Consider the following 20,938-nt stretch of genomic DNA (forward strand, 5'->3'; position numbering starts at 1 on the left):
GCAAAGGCCGTCTGAAACTTATCTTTCAGACGGCCTTTTATTAAACTAAAAATAAAAAGGACGTGATGAACACGCCCTTTTTATTTTTCCGTTTCAGACGGCCTTTATTATTTAAGGCCGTCTGAAAATCGGTTTACCTTGTTACCTTAAACATTCACGGTTTCGGCTACTTCGTTGTAGCTATCGATTTCGTTGAAGTTCATGTAGCGGTAGATTTGGTCGCCCTGTTCGTTGATGATGCCGATGTTAGCTTGGTATTCTTCAACGGTCGGGATTTTGCCCAGTTTGGAGCAAATCGCCGCCAACTCTGCCGAGCCGAGGTAAACGAAGGTGTTTTTACCCAAGCGGTTCGGGAAGTTGCGGGTGGAAGTGGACATGACGGTTGCGCCTTCGTGTACTTGTGCTTGGTTACCCATACACAATGAGCAACCCGGCATTTCCATACGCGCACCTGCACGGCCGAGTACGCCGTAGTGACCTTCGTCGGACAACTCTTTCGCGTCCATTTTGGTCGGCGGCGCCATCCACAGGCGGACGGGGATGTCGGACTTACCTTCCAAAAGTTTGGAGGCAGCGCGGAAGTGGCCGATGTTGGTCATACAAGAACCAATGAACACTTCGTCGATTTTGGTGCCGGAACGTTCGGACATGAAGCACACGTCATCCGGGTCGTTCGGGCAGGCGATAATCGGCTCTTTGATGTCGTCCATGTTGATTTCAATCACGGCAGCGTATTCGGCATCTTTATCCGCTTCGAGCAGCTCAGGATTTGCCAACCATTTTTCCATGGCTTTGATGCGGCGTTCCAAAGTGCGTGGGTCTTGATAGCCGTCGGCAATCATGTTTTTCATCAACACGACGTTGGATTTCATGTACTCGATAATCGGCTCTTTGTTGAGCTTCACGGTACAGCCGGCAGCGGAGCGTTCGGCAGACGCATCGGTCAATTCAAAGGCTTGTTCCACTTTCAAATCAGGCAGGCCTTCGATTTCGAGGATGCGGCCGGAGAAGATGTTTTTCTTGCCTGCTTTGGCAACGGTGAGCAAACCTTGTTTAATCGCGTAAAGCGGAATGGCGTTCACCAAATCGCGCAGGGTTACGCCCGGTTGCAGTTTGCCGCTGAAGCGTACCAATACGGATTCAGGCATATCGAGCGGCATTACGCCGGTCGCTGCTGCGAAAGCAACCAAGCCGGAGCCGGCAGGGAAGGAAATACCGATAGGGAAACGAGTGTGGCTGTCGCCGCCGGTACCGACTGTATCAGGCAGCAGCAGACGGTTGAGCCATGAGTGAATCACGCCGTCGCCCGGACGCAGAGCCACACCGCCACGGGTAGAAATAAAGGCGGGCAGCTCTTTATGGGTTTTCACATCGACAGGTTTCGGATAAGCAGCGGTGTGACAGAAAGACTGCATCACCATATCGGCGGAGAAGCCCAAACAAGCCAAGTCTTTCAACTCGTCGCGGGTCATCGGGCCGGTAGTGTCTTGCGAGCCGACAGTCGTCATGCGCGGTTCGCAATAAGTACCCGGACGTACGCCTTGTCCTTCTGGCAGACCGCAAGCGCGACCGACCATTTTTTGCGCCAAGGTGAAACCGGCTTTGCTTTCGGCAGGTGCTTGAGGCAGGCGGAATTCGGTAGAGGCAGGCAGTTTCAGGGCTTCGCGCGCTTTGGCGGTCAGACCGCGGCCGATAATCAGGTTGATACGGCCGCCCGCTTGCACTTCGTCCAGCAATACTTGAGATTTCAGGCTGAATTCGGCAACGGTTTCGCCATTTTTCACGATTTTGCCTTCATAAGGCAGAATATCGACGACATCGCCCATTTTCAGTGCGGAAACATCGACTTCAATCGGCAGCGCACCGGAGTCTTCTTGAGTATTGAAGAAAATCGGTGCGATTTTGCCACCCAAGCATACGCCGCCGAAGCGTTTGTTCGGAACGAACGGAATGTCTTCGCCGGTATGCCAAATAACAGAGTTGGTCGCGGATTTGCGTGAAGAACCAGTACCGACTACGTCGCCGACGTAGGCAACCGGATGACCTTTGGCTTTGAGTTCTTCCAACAATTTAATCGGACCGACTTCGCCCGGTTTGTCAGGCGTGATGCCGTCGCGCGGGTTTTTCAGCATCGCCAGCGCGTGCAGCGGAATATCGGGACGGCTCCATGCGTCGGGCGCGGGAGAGAGGTCGTCTGTATTGGTTTCGCCGTCGACTTTAAAGACGGTAACAGTAATTTTTTCAGGAACTTTGGCACGAGAAGTAAACCATTCGGCATCCGCCCAAGATTGCAATACTTCTTGCGCGTATTTGTTGCCTTTTTCAGCTTTTTCTTGAACATCGTGGAAAGAGTCGAACATCAGCAGAGTGTGTTTCAGACCATTTGCAGCGATAGGCGCAAGTTTGTCGTTGTCTAAGAGTTCGATGAGTGCATGAATGTTGTAACCGCCGAGCATGGTACCCAACAGTTCGGTAGCGTACTCAGGGGAAATCAACGGGCTGGATGCGCTGCCTTCGGCAATGGCAGCCAAAAATGAAGCTTTGACTTTGGCGGCATCGTCCACACCGGGCGGTACGCGGTGAGCCAACAGCTCAACCAAGAACTCACCTTCACCGGCAGGTGGATTTTTCAGCAGCTCAACCAAATCAGCAGTCTGCTGAGCAGTCAGAGGAAGGGCGGGAATACCAAGGGCGGCGCGCTCGGTGGCGGCTTTACGATAGGCTTCTAACATCTCTTTGTTCCTTTTTCTGTTTTTTCTTCTGGACAATTGCAAATGATTTGCAATTAAGGATTGTAAACAATCCTTTTAAGTATCATAGACCAGTTTTCAAAAAATGGGAACAGTTATGTTACTAAGTGTAATAAATTTAAACTATTTTATTTAATGTGTTAATAGTCTAATTATCTAAAGCTGCCCTATTCTAGGCGTTTTAGCCAAACAGACGGGAAACTTCGGCTGATTTTTTACGGTACGGCAATATGATTTCAACGCGGAACAGGCCGTCTGATTGGATATATCTGATTTTCGCGTCGGTGTCATACATCAAAGTCAGGCGCTCTTTCAGATTGCGCAAGGCCATAGAATTACCTTTATGCGGCTTGGTATTTTCGTTGGGTTCCGTTCCGCACGGATTTTCGATACTGATGAAAATAGATGATTTTTCCAATTTTGTTAATACCGTAATTATCCCTGGACGGTGGATAGATTCGACACCATGGAATACGGCATTTTCCAAAAGCGGTTGCAACAACAGATGCGGTGTTTCCGCATCATCAGGCGCATGGTGCTGCCACATGACCTGTACGCGCATATGTCCCATGCGGATTTGCTCGATGGCAATATATTCCTGCGCCCACTCGATTTCCTGTCCTAAGGTACTGTTTTGACTACCGTCGCGCAGTTGTGCGCGGAACAAGTTGGCCAAATTTTCCAGCAAAGTCTCCGCGTCATACGGACGCAGACGGATTAAGCTGATGGCGGCATTCAAGCTGTTAAACAAGAAATGCGGACGGATACGCGCTGTCAACGCTCTCAGTCTGGCTTCGGAAATGGAAGGCGCAAGGCTATTGCGACGGGCTGCTTCGATGTACATGAAACTGAAACAAAAAAAGGTCAGCAAGAAGAAGTGTTGAATCAGCAGCCAAATTTCCGTCTTCAAAATCACTAGATCGACAAACAAGAAAATCAGCAGGTTGGAGACGTAGGAAACCACAACGCTGTACTGCGAGCGAAGCAGGGAAGGCGCAAATGCCTGTAAGAAATAGACCTTGAGTAAAATTAAGAGGATGACGGGGCAAGCCCATGAAAAATGTTGGAAAATCTGTTCCGGATAAGGCACACCCGATACCGTCATCAACGGAAAGATAAACAAACTGATTAATAAAACAATAAGCAGGCGCACCAAAGTTGCGGAATTGCGCAAATCCGGCACTGCGAAATTCTGGTTTATTTGACGTATAATAGACATGATTTCAACCGTTTTCTTTCATAATGTATAGACGGGTCTGCTATATTGAAGACGTAGACCCTGTTTTTTATTTATATTTTAAGGATGCTGATATGAGCAAGGACAAAACCTGGTCAGGCCGTTTTAACGAACCTGTTTCCGAGCTGGTCAAAAAATATACCGGCTCGATTGATTTTGACAAACGGCTGGCAGAATGGGACATCCAAGGCTCGCTGGCACACGCGCAAATGCTGACACAGTCGGGCGTTTTGAGCGAAGACGACCTCTTTGCCATCCGTCAGGGCATGGCCGAGATTATAGCAGAAATCAAGGAAGGAACGATTTCCTGGTCGCTGGATTTGGAAGATGTCCACATGAACATCGAACGCCGCCTCACCGACAAAATCGGCGATGCCGGCAAACGCCTGCACACCGGCCGCAGCCGCAACGACCAAGTCGCTACCGACATCCGCCTGTGGCTGCGCGACCAGATTACCGTCATTCAAGACCTGATTCAAAACCTTCAGACGGCCTTGGTTGATTTGGCGGAACAAAACGCCGAAACCGTCATGCCCGGCTTTACCCACCTGCAAGTTGCCCAGCCGGTCAGCTTCGGGCATCACATGCTCGCCTACGTTGAAATGCTCGGCCGCGATTTCGAGCGCATGGTCGACTGCCGCAAACGCGTCAACCGTATGCCGCTCGGCGCCGCCGCACTGGCCGGTACCACCTACCCGATTCAGCGCGAAATCACCGCCGAACTGTTGGGCTTTGAACAAATCTGCCAAAACTCGCTCGATGCCGTGTCTGACCGCGATTTTGCCATTGAGTTCACCGCCGCCGCCTCGCTGATTATGGTTCACCTGAGCCGCCTGTCTGAAGAATTGATTTTGTGGATGAGCCCGTGTTTCGGCTTTATCGACATTGCCGACCGTTTCTGCACCGGCTCGTCCATCATGCCGCAAAAGAAAAACCCCGACGTACCCGAACTCGTGCGTGGCAAGTCAGGTCGCGTGATTGGCCACCTTATCGGCCTGGTTACCCTGATGAAATCGCAACCTTTGGCATACAACAAAGACAATCAGGAAGACAAAGAACCTTTGTTTGACACTGCCGACACGCTTATCGACACCCTGCGCATTTACGCCGACATGATGCGCGGCGTAACCGTTAAACCCGACAATATGCGCGCCGCCGTCATGCAGGGCTTTGCAACGGCTACCGACTTGGCGGATTACTTGGTGAAAAAAGGCATGCCTTTCCGCGACAGCCACGAAGTCGTTGCCCAAGCCGTACGCCATGCCGATGAAGCTGGCGTTGATTTGAGCGAATTGCCGCTTGAAGTCTTGCAAAGTTTCAGCGGTTTGATTGCCGACGACGTTTACAGCGTGCTGACACCCGAAGGCAGCTTAAACGCGCGCAACCACTTGGGCGGCACCGCGCCTGAACAAGTCCGTTTCCAAGTCAAACGCTGGCGTGAATTATTGGCTTAAACCCATCTAAACACATAATAAAAGGCCGTCTGAAAATTTTCAGACGGCCTTTTGATTACCTGTGTTACACTCAACCTCACAATAAAAACAGATAAAACCTGACTTACCTTCAAACGAGAAAACACGCCTCCTAACTTTGCCGCCGTCTTCAAACAAAAGGAGCAAGGATGAAAAACATTGTCTTAAAATTGATCATGATCTGCCTATGCTGCGGATGCTATGCCGTATTCGTCGCCTGGGAAAATGGCGGATTCAGCCATCTCCATGATTTTCAAGCAATAGAGAGCAGCGGCATGAGCGCATACCTTCATCAAACCTCCGCCGCCACCATGCAGGCTGAAAAAAACGAGCTGTCGATTTTGCAAAACAACCAAAACAGCTTGGCCTCTTGCGTCGGCATTGAATCTTTATGCGAACACGCCAAGCCGGGCATCTGGGTTGAACATGCCAAATTCTTACAACACAAGGACACGGGCAAATTATTGGTACTTTCGTTGGACTATTTGGAAAACAATGACACCGCAAAAACCCTACACAACCGCTATTCTGCATCGCTCCTACCCCAAGCAGACAGAAAGGAAGCGTGGCATTACGCCTGGCGTACATTTTTGAGCTCAATAATGTTTCTAATGGTCGTCAATCTGACGCCAATGATTTTTTCCCTATTCGAAGAAAAGACAAGCGCAGCATAAAAACATGCCGTCTGAACACATTTTCAGACGGCATGTTTCATTATTAAAGCTTAACGCGGATGAACCATATCGGCAGGAACGACCAATTCGTCAAACTCTTCGCCTGTCAACAAGCCCAGTTCAATGGCGGTTTCGCGCAACGATTTATCGTTTTTATAGGCGGTTTTGGCGACTTTGGCGGCGTTTTCGTAACCGATTTTGCGGTTTAACGCAGTAACCAGCATCAGGGAATGGTGCAGGAAATAGTCGATTTTTTCCGGTACGGGTTCGATGCCGACGGCGCAGTTTTCGTTGAAGCTGTTGCACGCATCGCCCAACAGGCGGATGGATTGCAAAAGGTTGTAGGCGATAACGGGCATATAGACGTTCAGCTCGAAGTTGCCTGACGCGCCCGCCATGCCGATGGTAACGTCGTTGCCGAACACTTGGCAGCACACCATGGTCATCGCTTCGCATTGAGTCGGGTTGACTTTGCCCGGCATGATGGACGAACCCGGCTCGTTTTCGGGGATTTTGATTTCGCCCAAACCGCAACGCGGGCCGCTTGCCAGCCAGCGGATGTCGTTGGCGATTTTGTTCAGGCTTGCCGCCAGCGTTTTCAGTGCGCCCGAAGCGGCAACGGCAGCATCGCGTCCGCCCAAGGCTTCAAATTTATTCGGCGCGCTGACAAACGGCAGGCCGGACAATTCGGCGAGTTTAGCAGCAGCTTTTTCGGCGTATTCGGGATGGCTGTTCAGGCCCGTGCCGACCGCCGTGCCGCCCAAAGCGAGTTCATACAAGTCTTTAAGCACATCGTTCAGACGGCCTAAACCGTGATCGAGCTGGGAAACGTAGCCGGAAAATTCTTGTCCCAAAGTCAGCGGCGTCGCATCTTGCAAGTGGGTGCGGCCGATTTTGACGATGGGGGCGAATTCTTTGGCTTTTTTGTCCAATGTATCACGCAAGGCTTGGACGGCAGGGATCAGGTGGCGATTGATTTCAATCGCGGCAGCAACGTGGATGGCGGTCGGGAACGCGTCGTTGGTCGATTGCGCGTGGTTCACATGGTCGTTGGGATGGACGGGCTGATACGCCGCCAAACCCGTACCGGCGATTTCGTTGGCGCGGTTTGCCAGCACTTCGTTCATGTTCATATTGGACTGCGTGCCGGAGCCGGTCTGCCAAACCACTAAGGGGAACTGCCCGTCGAGCTTGCCGTTCAACACGTCGTCCGCCGCCTGCGTAATCAAATCCGCCTGCTCGGGCTTAATTCTGCCGAGGGAAACATTGGTTGCTGCGGCGGCTTTTTTCACCAGCGCCAAAGCATAAATCAACGGCTGCGGCAGGGTTTCACCGCCGATTTTGAAATTGTTACGGCTGCGCTGGGTCTGCGCGCCCCAATAGGCTTCGGACGGGACTTCGACATTGCCCATGGTGTCGTGTTCGGTACGGGTACTCATGCGTTTCTCCTACATTTAAACAGAAATAATAATGATTCGTAAATTTATTATACCCAGCAAAAGGCTGTCTGAAAAGAGAGAGGTTTTCAGACAGCCTTTTGCTTTATTAACCTGAAATACTAATAGAAGATAAAACCCGATTTCGGAGCAAATACAACCTGCGCCGCCGCTCCCCTCTTCTAAAAATTTTTCTCCTTGCCGATTTGTGTTCTACGCTAAGTGTTTATCGACAATAAATACCTTATCGTTTCTTTACTTTGTTTCTCTCCAAGAGCATAATGAATAAAAATGATTATCAGGAGATGAAGATGAAACGAAAACATTTGGTTTACCTGTTAATGAGCAGTTTTGCCGCCGCAAACAGCTTTGCCGAAACCTTGGCAGACCCTGATGAAATCCAGCCTGTCAAAACCTTCTCCCCTCCCAAACCGATTGCGCCGACCGCCGCACAAGGCTATTTCCCTGAAAACCAATTCGACCGCACCGACCGCAGCGATCACTACTTTGTTACCGAAAACATAGACCACGCCTTCCGTCCGTTGAAAGCAAACAGCGGCTTTTACGGCAAAAGCTTTTACAACTCCGTTACCGCGCAAGCGCGTGGGGCAAAAGTGTACGGCGTGGCCAACCTCAATCACACCAAGGCCAACGGCTACAAAGACGGCGACGGCAATCAGACCGATTGGAAATACAGCCGTTTTAATCAAGCTTTGGTATTCGGTTTCGTGCCGTCTGAAACCCAGGAATACCGCCTCACCTACCTACACGACGACATCAACAACGACCGCCAGCCGCAGTTCGTCAACGACGCATTGGATACCGAACGCCACATCGCCAAACTCAACGCGCGTTGGGGCAATGCCGATTTGAGCAATACGGTCAGCGCAGAAGCAGGCATCATCAAACTCAAACGCCATGCCGACAATTACTCCCTGCGCCCAAACAACACACCGCAGCAAGTATTCGTAGAGCTTGACCGCAAAGTGTACGACTTCTCGCTCAAACATGACGCGGATTTCGGCAAGTTCCACAACAATGCCGCCGTCAGCTACCGCAACGACAGCCAAAACGGCGAACGCAACGCCCACACCGCCATGCGCGATTTCCTCAACGGCTACCGTTTCGCCGATGTACACCTCGACCGCTGGCGCATTGCCGATACCCTGTCTTACAAGTTTGACGACCAACACAAACTGGGCTTGGGTTTGAGCTACGAACTCAATGAAGCGGACGTACGCAAAAATACGGCGCAACCCGCCCATCCAATGAACCGCAATCTCGCCTTCGCCTCATCACAACAAATCTGGAAAACCCATTACGGCTACGACTTCAACGGCAAAGTGCGCCGTCATGCCTTCTCAGGCGAACTCAAATACGATTTCACGCCGTCTGAAACGCAAAAATACAGCGTCTCCCTTGCTCACTTAGAACGAATCGGCGACAACACCGAACGCTTCAACTCGCTTGCCGCCATCGTGCAAAACCGCATGAACGGCGCATTGATGAACCCAAACCCAGCTGCCGCCATCGCAGGCAATCCCCTGCTGAAAACCGAAAAACACAACCGCATCAAGCTCACCGCCGACAGCCGCAACGACTACTACAACGGCTATATGAACTCGCTCGCAGGAGCTGGCTGGAACGTGGGCGGCACGCTTGTGGCGGACAAAGTCAAAGATCTGATTATTTTTGACCGCGCACACGGACAAAGCGGTATTTCATCCAACGGCAGCGGCATCATCACACGCAACGTGGACGCACGATTGTTTACCGCACAGGCCTACGCGCGTTACAACTTCAATCCGCATTGGGCGGCAGGCATCAAAGCCGCCTACAACTACGGACACAATGAAACCGACGGCAGGCCGCTCTATCAAATCCGTCCGTTTGAAGCCGCCGTCCAAGCTGACTACAAAAACTACTTTGCCCACGGCAGCTACAACATCGGCGCCGCAACACGCTTTGTCGCCAAACAAACGCGCGGCGATTTTGACGCGGCAAGCGGTCTGGGCATAGACAAACGCGAAGCCGCCAAAGGCTTTACCGTTGCCGACCTTTACGCAGGCGTAAACATCAAAGACAAATACGGCTTACGCTTGGGCGTGAACAACGTGTTCAACAAAAAATACGCCGAATACATCAGCGGCGACCACGTCCTCGCCCTGTCGCCCAGTGTAGTGTATGCACCGGGCAGGACATATTGGTTGAGTTTGCACGCGGCTTTTTAAAATCAGGCCGTCTGAAAGAATGCCTACACTGGCTTATTTAAGAATTAGGAGATAAAAAATGGATATGAAAAGACGTGATTTCTTAAAAATGACCGCCGCGCTGGCAGCCGCAGGCGTTTCGCCTTCATTGTTGGCAGCCGGTAAAGAACAATTTACCGTATACGGCGCACCGGCAATGCCCAGCGTTACCATTGCCGTAGCGGCGTTGCAAGGCAAGCTGGCAAAGCAGGCGGATGTATCGCTAAAAATTTGGCGCTCGCCCGACCAACTGCGTGCAGGCGTAGCAAGCGGACAATTTAAAGTCATGATGAGTCCGAGCAATGTCGGCGTGAACCTGCGCAACCAAGGGCAGAAAGTCGGCATGGTCAATATTTTGACCAACGGCATCACTCAGCTGATGTGCAAAGGCAGCGCGATTACCTCGCCACAGGATTTGGTCGGCAAAAAAATCCTCGTGCCGTTTAAAAACGACATGCCCGACATCGTGCTGCAAGCCTTGTTGAAAAAACTGAAAATCGACGCGCACAAAGTCGGCATCACTTACACAGCCACACCGCCCGAAGCAGTCGGCCTATTTTTGAGTAAGGACTACCACGCCGCCATCCTGCCTGAACCGATGGCAACCGCCAGCCTACTTAAAGGCAAAACCATGGGCGTAAACGTCGTGCGCGGCTTTGACTTAGTGAAATCATGGGGGCAGGCGTTTGACACTAAACCGCTGATTCCGATGGCGGGCATCATCGCCAACGAAGAATATTTCCACGCACACAAAGCGCAGTTCGACCTCTTCCATCAGGATTTGAAAAACGCGCTCAACTGGATACTCGCCAACCGCCAAAGCGCGGCGAAAATCGGCAAAAACTACCTCCCCGCCCCCGAACCCGCCCTAGTCATGGGCTTGGACGGCGCGCGGCTGACGGTAACCAAAGGCAGCGAAGTGAAGAACGAGATTTTGAAGTTTTACGAAATCCTGATGCAGTTCAACCCGAAACTTTTGGGCGGCAAGCTGCCGGATAACGGGTTCTTCTTGGCTTAAATGAGAGAAAGGCCGTCTGAAAGTGTAGAATAGTTGCAAGTATTCAATCTTCTATTTTCAGACGACCTCAGAGCATTATCCGCTGCGTAGGTTAAATCAATTCCCAGCGGCGTAGGTCGGATTCTTGAATCCGACATTTCGGCTAAACGGGGGCTGTCGGATACGAGTATCCAACCTACTTTTTTCAGACGGCCTATCCTTGCCAAAACATAACGACAAACCAACACTCAAACCATGATTAAAACCGACAAAATCCGCAAACCGCAGCCTGCGGTGTTTTACATCATCGACTACCTTTGGAGCGGCTTCGCCGGTCTGGGCGTGGCGATGGTGGTGGTGGCGTTGTGGGCGTGGGGCAGCGCCGTGTTCGGTGAGTTTATGCTGCCTGCGCCGGTGGAGGTGTTTCAAAAGTCTTTGGATTTATTGAAACATTTTCAGGAAAACGAAATCGGGATTTCGCTGTGGCGTTCTTTGGTGGGCATTTCGGTTGCTTTGGTAGCAGGACTGGCAGCGGGGCTGGTGGCGGGCAGTTTTAAGACGGCGATGGCGTTGCTCAAGCCTGTGATTACGGTTTTGTTGGCGATGCCGCCGATTATTTGGGTGGTGATGGCGTTGTTTTGGTTCGGTTTCGGCAATCCGAGCGTGCTGTTTACCATCATTGTGTTGGTTGCACCGCTGACGTTTGCGAGTGCGGCGGTCGGGATGGCGAGCGTGAACAAGCAGCATGAGGAATTGTTTGACGCTTATAAATTAGGCCGTCTGAAAAAAATCCGCTATCTGTATATCCCACATCTGACAGGCTATGTGATTTCCAGCATCGGCGTGGCGGTGGCGATGGGGGTGAAGGTGGTGATTATGGCGGAACTCTTGGGCGCGAGCGAAGGCGTGGGCGCGCGGATTGCGGACGCGAGGGCGATGCTGGAGACTTCGACGGTGATGGCTTATGTGGTGTTGGTTATTGTGTTTGTGTCGCTGTTTGAATACCTGATTACCAAGCCTTTGGAAATTTTGTTTATGCCGTGGAGGAGATGATGCTCTGTCTTGAAAACGTGCGTTTTGAAATTCTCCGCGACCCCATCGTGCGCGATTTCAGTTTGAACCTGCAACATGGCGAAGTGAAGGCCTTGTTCGGGCCGAGCGGCTGCGGCAAGACGACGGTTTTGCGGCTGATTGCGGGCTTGGAAACGCCGAAATCGGGCACGATACGCAATACTTTCCGCAAAACGGGTTTTCTGTTTCAGGAAAACCGCCTGCCGGGAAACTTGACCGCGATGCAGAATATCGCTATTTTTATGGACAAACCCGATGAAGGCGAAATCATCGCGCTGGCGGCGAAAGTCGGGCTGACTGCGGGCGATTTGAACAAATATCCGACCGAATTGTCCGGCGGCATGGCGAAACGGGTAGCATTTTTGCGCCTGCTGCTGTGCGGCTGCGACCTTGCCTTGCTGGACGAGCCGTTCGTCGGTTTGGACCGCGATTTGCGCGATATTTTGGTCGCCATGCTGGTGGAAAAAATCGAGCGGCAGGGCATGGCGTGTATGCTGGTAACGCACGACCGCTTCGAAGCCGCACGCCTGAGCCATGAAATCATGCTGCTTTCCACTAAGGGCATGAACGTGCAAAACGTGATTACCCTGCCTACGCCGCTGTCCGAACGCGATTCGGCTTTTGAAGAAGCCGTGGTGGCAAGAGAGTTTCAGGGGATTCATTATTATGAGTGATAGGAATTTAAATTTCTGACAAACCTTGCGGTTCTTTGCCCTCTCCCTAACCCTCTCCCACGGGGAAAGGGGATCAGGTTTCTCAAAATCAGAGAGCCGTAGAATTGGGAATCAGATGTCAGGTAAACCTGAAAATGTTCAGGCTCGACAGCCCAATTCCCTCTCCCCGTGGGAGATGGCTAGGGAGAGGGTAAGCAAGCCGCAGGCTTGCCTCTTTAGCGAAAGATACGAATCTGTTATCCGAACGCGATTCGGTTTTTGAAAAAGCCGTGGTACCAAGGGGGCAGGGGATTCATTATGAGGTGCTTTATGTTTTCGACTGTGATTACTGCTGCTGTTTTATATATTGCTACAGCAGTAGATTTGTTGGTAATACTATTAATATTTTTTGCTAGAGCAAATACTAGAAAAGAATATCGAGATATTTATATCGGACAATATTTAGGTTCTGTAATTTTAATATTAGTTAGTTTATTTCTAGCTTTTGTTTTGCATTATGTTCCGGAAAAATGGGTGTTGGGTTTATTAGGTTTAATACCGATTTACTTAGGTATTAAAGTTGCTATTTACGACGATTGTGAGGGCGAAAAAAGAGCTAAAAAAGAATTGGATGAAAAAGGGTTGTCAAAATTAGTCGGTATTGTTGCTTTGGTTACAGTTGCTAGTTGTGGTGCAGATAATATTGGACTTTTTGTTCCTTACTTTGTGACTTTAGATCTTGTCGACTTATTAGTTACTCTTCTTGTATTTTTAATATTGATTTTTGTTTTAGTATATACAGCACAAAGATTGGCTAATATTTCAGGTGTTGGTGAAATTGTAGAGAAGTTTAGTCGTTGGATAATGGCTGTTATTTATATTGGTTTAGGATTATTTATTATTATTGAAAATAATACAATTCAAACAATAATATCAATAATATGAATGATACGGGCATTTGAGTATCTGACAAACCATGAATAAGTTTTTCACCCACCCCATGCGGCCGTTTTTCGTCGGTGCGGCGGTGCTTGCCATACTCGGCGCGTTGGTGTTTTTCATCAGCCCCGGTGCCGTCATTTTGCACCGCCAAATCTTCTTAGAACTCATGCTGCCTGCGGCATACGGCGGTTTTCTGACTGCCGCCATGCTCGAATGGACGGGCTATCAAGGCCGTCTGAAACCTGTCGCTACTTTGATGGCGGCATTACTGCTCGCCGCATCCGCCATACTGCCCTTTTCTCCGCAAACCGCCTCGTTTTTCGTCGCCGCCTATTGGCTGGTATTACTGCTGTTCTGCGCCTGGCTGATTTGGCTCGACCGCAACACTGACAACTTCGCCCTCTTGATGCTGCTTGCCGCATTTACTATTTTTCAGACGGCCTATGCCGTCAGCGGCGATTTGAACTTACTGCGCGCGCAAGTACATCTGAACATGGCAGCTGTCATGTTTGTATCCGTCCGCGTCAGCATTCTTTTGGGCGCGGAAGCCCTTAAAGAATGCCGTCTGAAAGACCCTGTTTTTATTCCAAATATCGTTTATAAAAACATCGCCATTACTTTCCTGCTCTTGCACGCCGCCGCCGAACTTTGGCTGCCCGCGCAAACCGCCGGTTTTACCGCGCTTGCCGTCGGATTCATCCTGCTCGCCAAGCTGCGTGAGCTCCACCATCACGAACTCCTGCGCAAACACTACGTCTGCACTTATTACCTGCTCCAGCTTTTTGCCGCAGCCGGCTATCTGTGGACAGGCGCGGCGAAACTGCAAAACCTGCCCGCTTCTGCCCCCCTGCATTTGATTACCCTCGGCGGCATGATGGGGGGCGTGATGATGGTGTGGCTGACCGCCGGGCTGTGGCACAGCGGCTTTACCAAACTCGACTACCCGAAACTCTGCCGCATTGCCGTCCTCCTACTCTTTATGGCCGCCATCTCACGCGCTTTCTTGATGAACGTGAACCCAATATTTTTCATCACCGTCCCTGCGCTTCTGACCATCGCCGTGTTCGTACTGTATCTTTTCACGTTTGTACCGATATTTCGGGAAAATGCGTTTACGGATGATCCGGAATAAAACAAAAGGCCGTCTGAAACTTTCAGACGGCCTTAGCTTTAAATAAATGCTTTATTTGTTGGCGTTCAAATAAAGATTAATTAGGCGTGTAGTGGAGCTGTCGTGTTTTTGCACTTCGGTCTCGCCGGTCAATTCGGCAAGAATGGTTTTGGCCAGTTGTTTGCCGAGTTCTACGCCCCATTGGTCAAAGCTGTTGATGCCCCAAATAATGCCTTGAACGAAAGTTTTGTGTTCGTACATGGCAATTAGGCTGCCCATATTGCGCGGGTTGATTTTGTCCATGAGGATAAGGTTGGTCGGGCGGTTACCGGAGAAGGTTTTATGCGGAACCAGCTCTTCGATACGCTCTGCTTCCATGCCTTGGGCTTGAAGCTCGGCGCGTACTTCGTCAGGCGTTTTGCCGCGCATAAAGGCTTCGGCTTGGGCAAAGACGTTGGCCAACAGGATTTCGTGATGGCCTTGCAAATTGCTGCGTTTTTCAAGAGAGGCGATGAGGTCAATCGGTGTGATGTGCGTACCTTGGTGCAGCAGTTGGAAGAAGGCGTGCTGGCCGTTGATACCGGTTTCGCCCCAAATAATCGGGGAAGTTTCGTAACCGACCGGTTTACCGTCAAGGGTAACTTGTTTGCCGTTGCTCTCCATATCGAGCTGCTGAATGAATTTAGGCAGGCGGTGGAGATGTTGGTCGTAAGGCGCGATAACGTGGCTGCCGCCGCCGTAGTAATTGATGTACCAGATGCCGATGAGGGCGAGGATGACGGGCATGTTGCGCTCTAGCGGCGTGTTGATGAAGTGTTGGTCCATCAGGTGCGCGCCGTTGAGCATTTCGATGAAGTTGTCTTCGCCGAGATACAGCATAATCGGCAGGCCGATGGCCGACCACAGGCTGTATCGTCCGCCGACCCAATCCCAGAATTCAAACATATTGGCGGTATCGATACCGAATTCGGCAACGGCTTTTTGGTTGGTCGATACGGCAACGAAGTGTTTGGCCACGGCGCTTTCATCGCCTGCATGATCCAAGAACCATTTACGCGCGGTCAGGGCGTTGGTAAGGGTTTCTTGGGTGGTAAAGGTTTTGGAGGCAATGATGAAGAGGGTGGTCTCGGGGTGGACTTTGGACAATACGTCGCGCAGTTGGGAGCCGTCCACATTGGAGACGAAGTGCATGTTCAAACGCGGATGGCCGAATTGTTTGAGCGCGGTACACATCATCAGCGGACCGAGGTCGGAGCCGCCGATACCGATGTTGACGACGTCGGTGATGACTTGGTTGGTATAGCCCAACCAGCTGCCGCTGCGGACTTCATGCGCGAACTCGCCCATGCGTTGCAGGACATGGTTGACTTTAGGCATCACATCTTCGCCGTCTACGACGATGGGGGCGTTGGTACGGTTGCGCAGAGCAACGTGGAGTACGGCGCGGTTTTCTGTCGTATTGATTTTTTCGCCGTGGAACATTTGCTGCATCCGTTCCGGCACGCCTGCTTCACGCGCCAGCTCGAACAAAAGCGACATGGTTTCGTCGTTGATGCGGTTTTTAGAATAATCCAAAGTTAGACCGCCAACCTGCAGCCAGTAGCGCTCGGCACGTTCGGGATCTTGCTCGAACATTTCGCGCATGTGTTGTTCTTTGGTTTCGTCAAAATGTATCCATAATTTTGACCAAGCTGGTAAATCGTGAAGGTGTTTCATCGGATGCTCTCCTGGATAGTGGACAGTTTTGTTGAGAAAACGGCCGTGAGGTCGTCTGAAACGGGAACGGGATGGTTTCCGTTTTTTGAGGTTTCAGACGGCCTTGATATGGGACGAGGCCGTCTGAAAATGTCAGTGAAGAATCAATCTTTATCGTATTCGATGTGCTTGTTATGTATGCTTTTTTTACTTTTTTGCAATTGCGTGCTGGCAGTGTCGCCCAAACGCAAGGCCAAGCCGATGGCAAGAATGTCGATAACGGCCAACTGCAGAAGACGGGACACCATAGGCGTATAAAGCTCGGCATTTTCCTGAGTGGCAATGCTCAATACGCAGTCGGCCATTTGAGCCAACGGCGAATCATTACGGGTCAGCGCGATAACGGCTGCGCCGTTTTCTTTGGCGATACTGGCCGCGTCCAACAATTCGATAGATGAGCCGGTATTGGAAATCGCCACCAACACATCCTGCTCGGTCAATACGGAAGCCGCCATCAGCTGGGTATGCGTATCGACATAGGCAACGGTGGACATACCGAAGCGGAAGAATTTGTGTTGCGCATCTTGGGCAACGATGCCGGAGTTGCCGACACCATAAAACTCAACGCGTCGCGCGTGCATCAGAATGGCAATCGCGTTTTCCAGCTCGGATTCTTTCAGGAAACGGCGCTCGCCCAAGAGGGAGGCTGCGGCATTGCCCAATACTTTTTCGACCACGCTGCCCATGTTGTCATCGGCGTTTAATTCTTCATGAACGTAAGGCATGCCTTCGTGGCCGATGCTGGCAGACAAAGCGAGTTTGAACTCAGGCAAGCCTTTATAACCCAAACTGCGGCAGAAACGAATTACTGTCGGCTGACTGACGGATGCACGCTCGGCGATTTCGGCCACAGCGGCATGAACGAACCACTTCGGCTCGGCCAGCGCAGATTCGGCAACTTTGCGTTCTGCGCCGGAGAGGTTGGACAATGATTCGCTGATTTTGCTTAACATATACTCTACCCTTTGATTTTTTGACGTTCAGGACAAAGGTTTTCTCCACCCCTGCCCTGCACCGCCGTTTGTGTGTTTAAACGTTATTTAAATGATTATCTAATGCCGCCGCTGCGCCGACGATGCCCGGAAACTCGCTCAATACGACATACACGGGAATAGCGGCAAGATAAGCCTCAAAGCGGCCTTTATTTTCAAAGCGGCTGCGGAACGGGGACGTTTTAAAGTAATCCAACACGCGCGGGATAATGCCGCCGCACAAATACACGCCGCCGCGCGCACCCAATGACAAAGCCAAATTGGAAGCAACCGTACCCAGCATGGCGCAGAAAATATCCAAAGTCTGACGGCAAAGCGGAGAAGTCCCGCTCAATGCCTTATCGGTAATTTCAGACGGCTTCAGACGGTATTGCTTGATGTTGTCGCGTTTGGCCAATGCCTCGTAAATCAGGCTCAAACCTGCGCCGCTCAAGAAACGCTCGGCGGAAACATGGCCGTATTTGTTTTTAGCGTATTGCCAAATCAACACTTCCATATCGTCAAACGGCGGAAAACTGGTATGGCCGCCCTCGCCTGACAAAGCCACCCAGCCTGCGGCGCTGTGCACCAAACCGCTGACACCCAAACCTGTACCCGGGCCGATGACGGCTTTAGGCGCAAATTCGATGGGCTTTTGCCCGCCGATTTGTACCAGGTCTTTCTTTTCGGTTTTGGTCACTGCCAAAGCTTGGGCGGTAAAGTCATTCAACAGAATCAAGGTTTCCAAACCCAAAGCCTGACGGGTGGTCTCGATGGAAAACGCCCAGTGGTGGTTGGTCATCTGCACCCAGTCGCCCAAAATCGGATTGGCAATCGCAAAGGCGGCATGCAAAACTTTCGGGCTGCCTGCGCGTTCCAAATAAGTTTTGGCGGCATCAACGACGGTATCATAATCTTTGCATGGTAAAACTTCAGCCTTCTCAATCACTTGCGGTGCAGTTTCAAGCGCAAAACGGGCATTCGTACCGCCGATATCGGCGACCAGGCGGGGATAAGCTTCAGTGTGCATAGTAGACATGACAGTTAATTCCTTGATGATTGAGAATCAGGCTGGTCGGATATTCGGTATCGGCCCTTACGGCAGCTTTATCAAATACTGCTTTTTTCTCTGCGCCTTGAATGGCCAAAAACACATTCGGCGTTTTGGCAATCGCACCCAAAGTCATGCTTACGCGCTCATGCGGCGCGGTAACCGGCGTGGTATGAATCAATGTCGGGTCATCGGCTTCATTGATTGCAGCCTGTAATTGAGGCGCTTGAGGGAACAACGACGCCGTATGTCCGTCTGAACCCATGCCCAACACCAGCACGTCAGGTTGCTTGTAATGTTTCAATGCGTAAGCAACGACAACTTCAGGTTGTAATTCAGTTTCAGATTTTCCGTCTTCAACAACCGGAATCCATGTGGCAACGGCCGCGTTATTTTTGAGCAGATATTCGCGCACCAGGCCCGTATTGCTGTCGGCATGCGTGGTCGGGACAATACGCTCGTCCACCAAAGTAATGCCGATGTTTTGCCAATTTAAATCTTTTTGCGACAAAGCCTCGAAAAACGCAATCGGCGAACGACCGCCGGAAACGGCCAAAACCGCATGGCCTTTCTCATTCAATGCGGTTTGCAGTGCGGCGGCAACGGCATCGGCCAAAGCTTGCGCGGCAGTTGCGGCGTTTTCTTGTTCGTGCCAAACAAACATGTTTCGTCCTTTCATGGTTTCAGACGGCCTTTTGTTGGAAAACAAGGCCGTCTGAAAGAAATATTATTGCTCTTCGTGCCACTTGTTGCCGTCGCGCGCCAACAGCGCACGCGCAGCTTCAGGGCCCCAAGAATGGGCTTCGTAAGCATGCGGAGGCGTTGTATTGTTCGCCCAGTTTTCCAAAATCGGCATCACATATTCCCAAGCGGCTTCGAGTTCGTCGCGGCGGTTGAACAAAGCGAGTTTGCCGTTAATCACATCCAGCAGCAGACGCTCATAAGCCTCGGCGCGGCGGCCTTCTACGGCTTTGCCCAAATCCACGCCCAAAGACGTTACTTCCACTTTATTGCCTGCACCCGGGGTTTTCACTTGCGTGTAAAGGCGGACAGATTCGGTCGGTTGTAGTTCAATAACCAAACGATTCGGCGCAGCTTGGCTGTTGTCGAAAATATGGTTTTGCAGCGGACGGAAATTCAACACGATTTCCGCTACTTTGCCTGCCATGCGTTTGCCGGTACGCAGATAAAAAGGTACGCCTTTCCAACGTTCGTTTTCGATTTCGGCTTTGATGGCGACATAGGTTTCAGTGAAACTGTCTTTCGGTACATCGACTTCTTCCAGATAGCCGTTCATGCCGTTTGACGCAACATATTGGCCGCGAATAACATTTTCATTGACGGATTCGATGGTCAGCGGTTTCAAAGCCTTGATGACTTTCACTTTTTCATCACGCACGGCATCGGCATCCAAGCTGGCGGGCGCTTCCATGGCGGTCATACAAAGCATTTGCATCAAGTGGTTTTGCACCATATCGCGCAATGCGCCGGTAATATCGTAGAACTCGCCGCGCTCTTCCACACCCAACTGCTCGGCAATGGTCAGCTGTACGCTTTCAATGTATTTGTTGTTCCACAAAGGCTCGAACATCACATTGGCAAAACGCAGGGCCAGCAGGTTTTGCAGGCTTTCTTTACCCAAGTAATGGTCGATACGGTAGATTTGTTCTTCTTTGAAATAACGGGCCACATCTGTATTGATCTGTTGGGAAGAGGCCAGGTCTGTACCCAGCGGTTTTTCCAGAACCACGCGCACGTTATCGGCATTCAAACCGATTTCGGCAAGGTTTTCACAGGCTTGTGCAAAGAATTTCGGCGCAGTTGAGAGGTAGATCACGACATTTTCAGTATTCTTACGTGCTTTTACCAAGTCGCCCAAAGCAATAAAGTCATCTTTCTTTGTCACATCGACTTTTAAATACTCGAGACGTTGGATGAACGATGCCCACGCTTCTTCTGAAAAGTTTTGTTTGACATGGATTTTAGAATTCGTTTCCACTTTGGCCAAAAAGCCGGCGGTATCCAATTCGCTGCGGCTTACGCCCAAAATACGACCTTCGGGATGAAGCAAACCGGCTACATGCGCCTGATACAGGCAAGGCAAAAGTTTACGCATTGCCAAATCGCCGGTCGCGCCAAACAACACCAAATCAAAATTTGTCTGTGTACTCATTGTTTCATCTCTCGTTGAGGAAGCTTGCTTCAAAACTTTTGGACTGTCATCATCCATAAAAATCGATTAGAATCAAAAGCCTTTAAGCAATAAGCAGTAAAAAACCAATCGCCTGCACCAAAATTTCAAACAAGCGGGCTAATGAGTAGTAATACTACACATGGCTACACATTTTGTCTATTCTCATTTTTACAAATTGTTTGATTTAACATAAAAGTTTGATGACTTTTACAGCCCATCGTTTTACGAATTGACCATACCTCGATTTAAATCAAATTTCTTACATTTAGCAAATTATTTTGTAACAAAATTACAGATTTTGTACTATAATATGCGGACGCTTCGAAGAGAAATCTTCAAATATTCAGACGGCCCTTATTATTCATTCCCACAGCT

At 50.6% G+C, this 20,938-nt stretch carries 16 protein-coding genes; 8 read left to right on the forward strand and 8 right to left on the reverse strand.

Annotated elements, in window-relative coordinates:
• Positions 1–146: 146 nt before the first annotated feature.
• Together acnB and ACTHUF_RS03100 are read right to left on the reverse strand one after the other, a co-directional pair.
• Entirely contained in the window at positions 147–2,732 is a 2,586-nt protein-coding gene (gene acnB / locus ACTHUF_RS03095) for a bifunctional aconitate hydratase 2/2-methylisocitrate dehydratase (protein WP_440407010.1), read from the reverse strand.
• Positions 2,733–2,931: 199 nt separating this feature from the next.
• Positions 2,932–3,969, reverse strand: a complete 1,038-nt coding sequence (locus ACTHUF_RS03100; protein WP_049344383.1) for a sensor histidine kinase — start codon at positions 3,967–3,969, stop codon at positions 2,932–2,934.
• A 92-nt stretch (positions 3,970–4,061) separates the two neighbouring features.
• On the opposite strand from ACTHUF_RS03100, the gene argH reads away from it, so the two are divergent.
• Both argH and ACTHUF_RS03110 read left to right on the forward strand, forming a co-directional pair.
• The gene (gene argH, locus ACTHUF_RS03105; protein WP_440407012.1) at positions 4,062–5,441 is read left to right on the forward strand and encodes an argininosuccinate lyase; all 1,380 of its coding nucleotides are present in this window, start codon (positions 4,062–4,064) and stop codon (positions 5,439–5,441) included.
• Between the two features lie 167 nt (positions 5,442–5,608).
• Positions 5,609–6,133 (forward strand): hypothetical protein, encoded by a 525-nt coding sequence (locus tag ACTHUF_RS03110; RefSeq protein WP_315093828.1) that lies wholly within the window; start codon positions 5,609–5,611, stop codon positions 6,131–6,133.
• Positions 6,134–6,183: 50 nt separating this feature from the next.
• On the opposite strand, the gene fumC is transcribed toward ACTHUF_RS03110, so the two are convergent.
• On the reverse strand, positions 6,184–7,572 hold the full coding sequence (gene fumC, locus ACTHUF_RS03115; RefSeq protein ID WP_440407014.1) for a class II fumarate hydratase: 1,389 nt from the start codon (positions 7,570–7,572) through the stop codon (positions 6,184–6,186).
• Between the two features lie 308 nt (positions 7,573–7,880).
• On the opposite strand from fumC, the gene ACTHUF_RS03120 reads away from it, so the two are divergent.
• From ACTHUF_RS03120 to ACTHUF_RS03145, 6 genes are all read left to right on the forward strand, one after another.
• A complete protein-coding gene (locus ACTHUF_RS03120) occupies positions 7,881–9,800 on the forward strand; it encodes a TonB-dependent receptor (RefSeq protein ID WP_440407016.1) in 1,920 nt (639 codons plus the stop codon).
• A gap of 58 nt (positions 9,801–9,858) precedes the next feature.
• Entirely contained in the window at positions 9,859–10,836 is a 978-nt protein-coding gene (locus ACTHUF_RS03125) for an ABC transporter substrate-binding protein (RefSeq protein ID WP_440407018.1), read from the forward strand.
• Between the two features lie 234 nt (positions 10,837–11,070).
• On the forward strand, positions 11,071–11,868 hold the full coding sequence (locus ACTHUF_RS03130) for an ABC transporter permease (RefSeq protein WP_440407020.1): 798 nt from the start codon (positions 11,071–11,073) through the stop codon (positions 11,866–11,868).
• Entirely contained in the window at positions 11,868–12,560 is a 693-nt protein-coding gene (locus tag ACTHUF_RS03135; protein ID WP_009310824.1) for an ATP-binding cassette domain-containing protein, read from the forward strand. The genes ACTHUF_RS03130 and ACTHUF_RS03135 overlap by 1 nt, the downstream gene beginning before the upstream one ends.
• Before the next feature lie 309 nt (positions 12,561–12,869).
• Positions 12,870–13,484 (forward strand): CadD family cadmium resistance transporter, encoded by a 615-nt coding sequence (locus ACTHUF_RS03140; protein WP_036491903.1) that lies wholly within the window; start codon positions 12,870–12,872, stop codon positions 13,482–13,484.
• A gap of 31 nt (positions 13,485–13,515) precedes the next feature.
• Positions 13,516–14,613: an NnrS family protein gene (locus ACTHUF_RS03145; RefSeq protein WP_440407022.1), complete on the forward strand. Its 1,098-nt coding sequence runs from the start codon at positions 13,516–13,518 to the stop codon at positions 14,611–14,613.
• Positions 14,614–14,664: 51 nt separating this feature from the next.
• Here ACTHUF_RS03145 and pgi read toward each other — a convergent pair whose 3' ends face one another.
• The 5 genes from pgi to zwf form a co-directional block, all read right to left on the reverse strand.
• A complete protein-coding gene (gene pgi / locus ACTHUF_RS03150) occupies positions 14,665–16,308 on the reverse strand; it encodes a glucose-6-phosphate isomerase (protein ID WP_440407024.1) in 1,644 nt (547 codons plus the stop codon).
• Positions 16,309–16,451: 143 nt separating this feature from the next.
• Entirely contained in the window at positions 16,452–17,300 is an 849-nt protein-coding gene (gene hexR, locus ACTHUF_RS03155) for a DNA-binding transcriptional regulator HexR (RefSeq protein WP_004519348.1), read from the reverse strand.
• A gap of 76 nt (positions 17,301–17,376) precedes the next feature.
• Positions 17,377–18,357 (reverse strand): glucokinase, encoded by a 981-nt coding sequence (locus ACTHUF_RS03160; protein ID WP_003745741.1) that lies wholly within the window; start codon positions 18,355–18,357, stop codon positions 17,377–17,379.
• Positions 18,338–19,033, reverse strand: a complete 696-nt coding sequence (gene pgl / locus ACTHUF_RS03165; RefSeq protein ID WP_440407026.1) for a 6-phosphogluconolactonase — start codon at positions 19,031–19,033, stop codon at positions 18,338–18,340. The genes ACTHUF_RS03160 and pgl overlap by 20 nt, the downstream gene beginning before the upstream one ends.
• Before the next feature lie 63 nt (positions 19,034–19,096).
• Positions 19,097–20,542: a glucose-6-phosphate dehydrogenase gene (zwf, locus tag ACTHUF_RS03170; RefSeq protein ID WP_063076069.1), complete on the reverse strand. Its 1,446-nt coding sequence runs from the start codon at positions 20,540–20,542 to the stop codon at positions 19,097–19,099.
• Between the last annotated feature and the right edge of the window lie 396 nt (positions 20,543–20,938).

The organism is Neisseria sp. P0024.S006 (genome assembly GCF_051956595.1).
Taxonomy (GTDB): Bacteria; Pseudomonadota; Gammaproteobacteria; order Burkholderiales; family Neisseriaceae; genus Neisseria.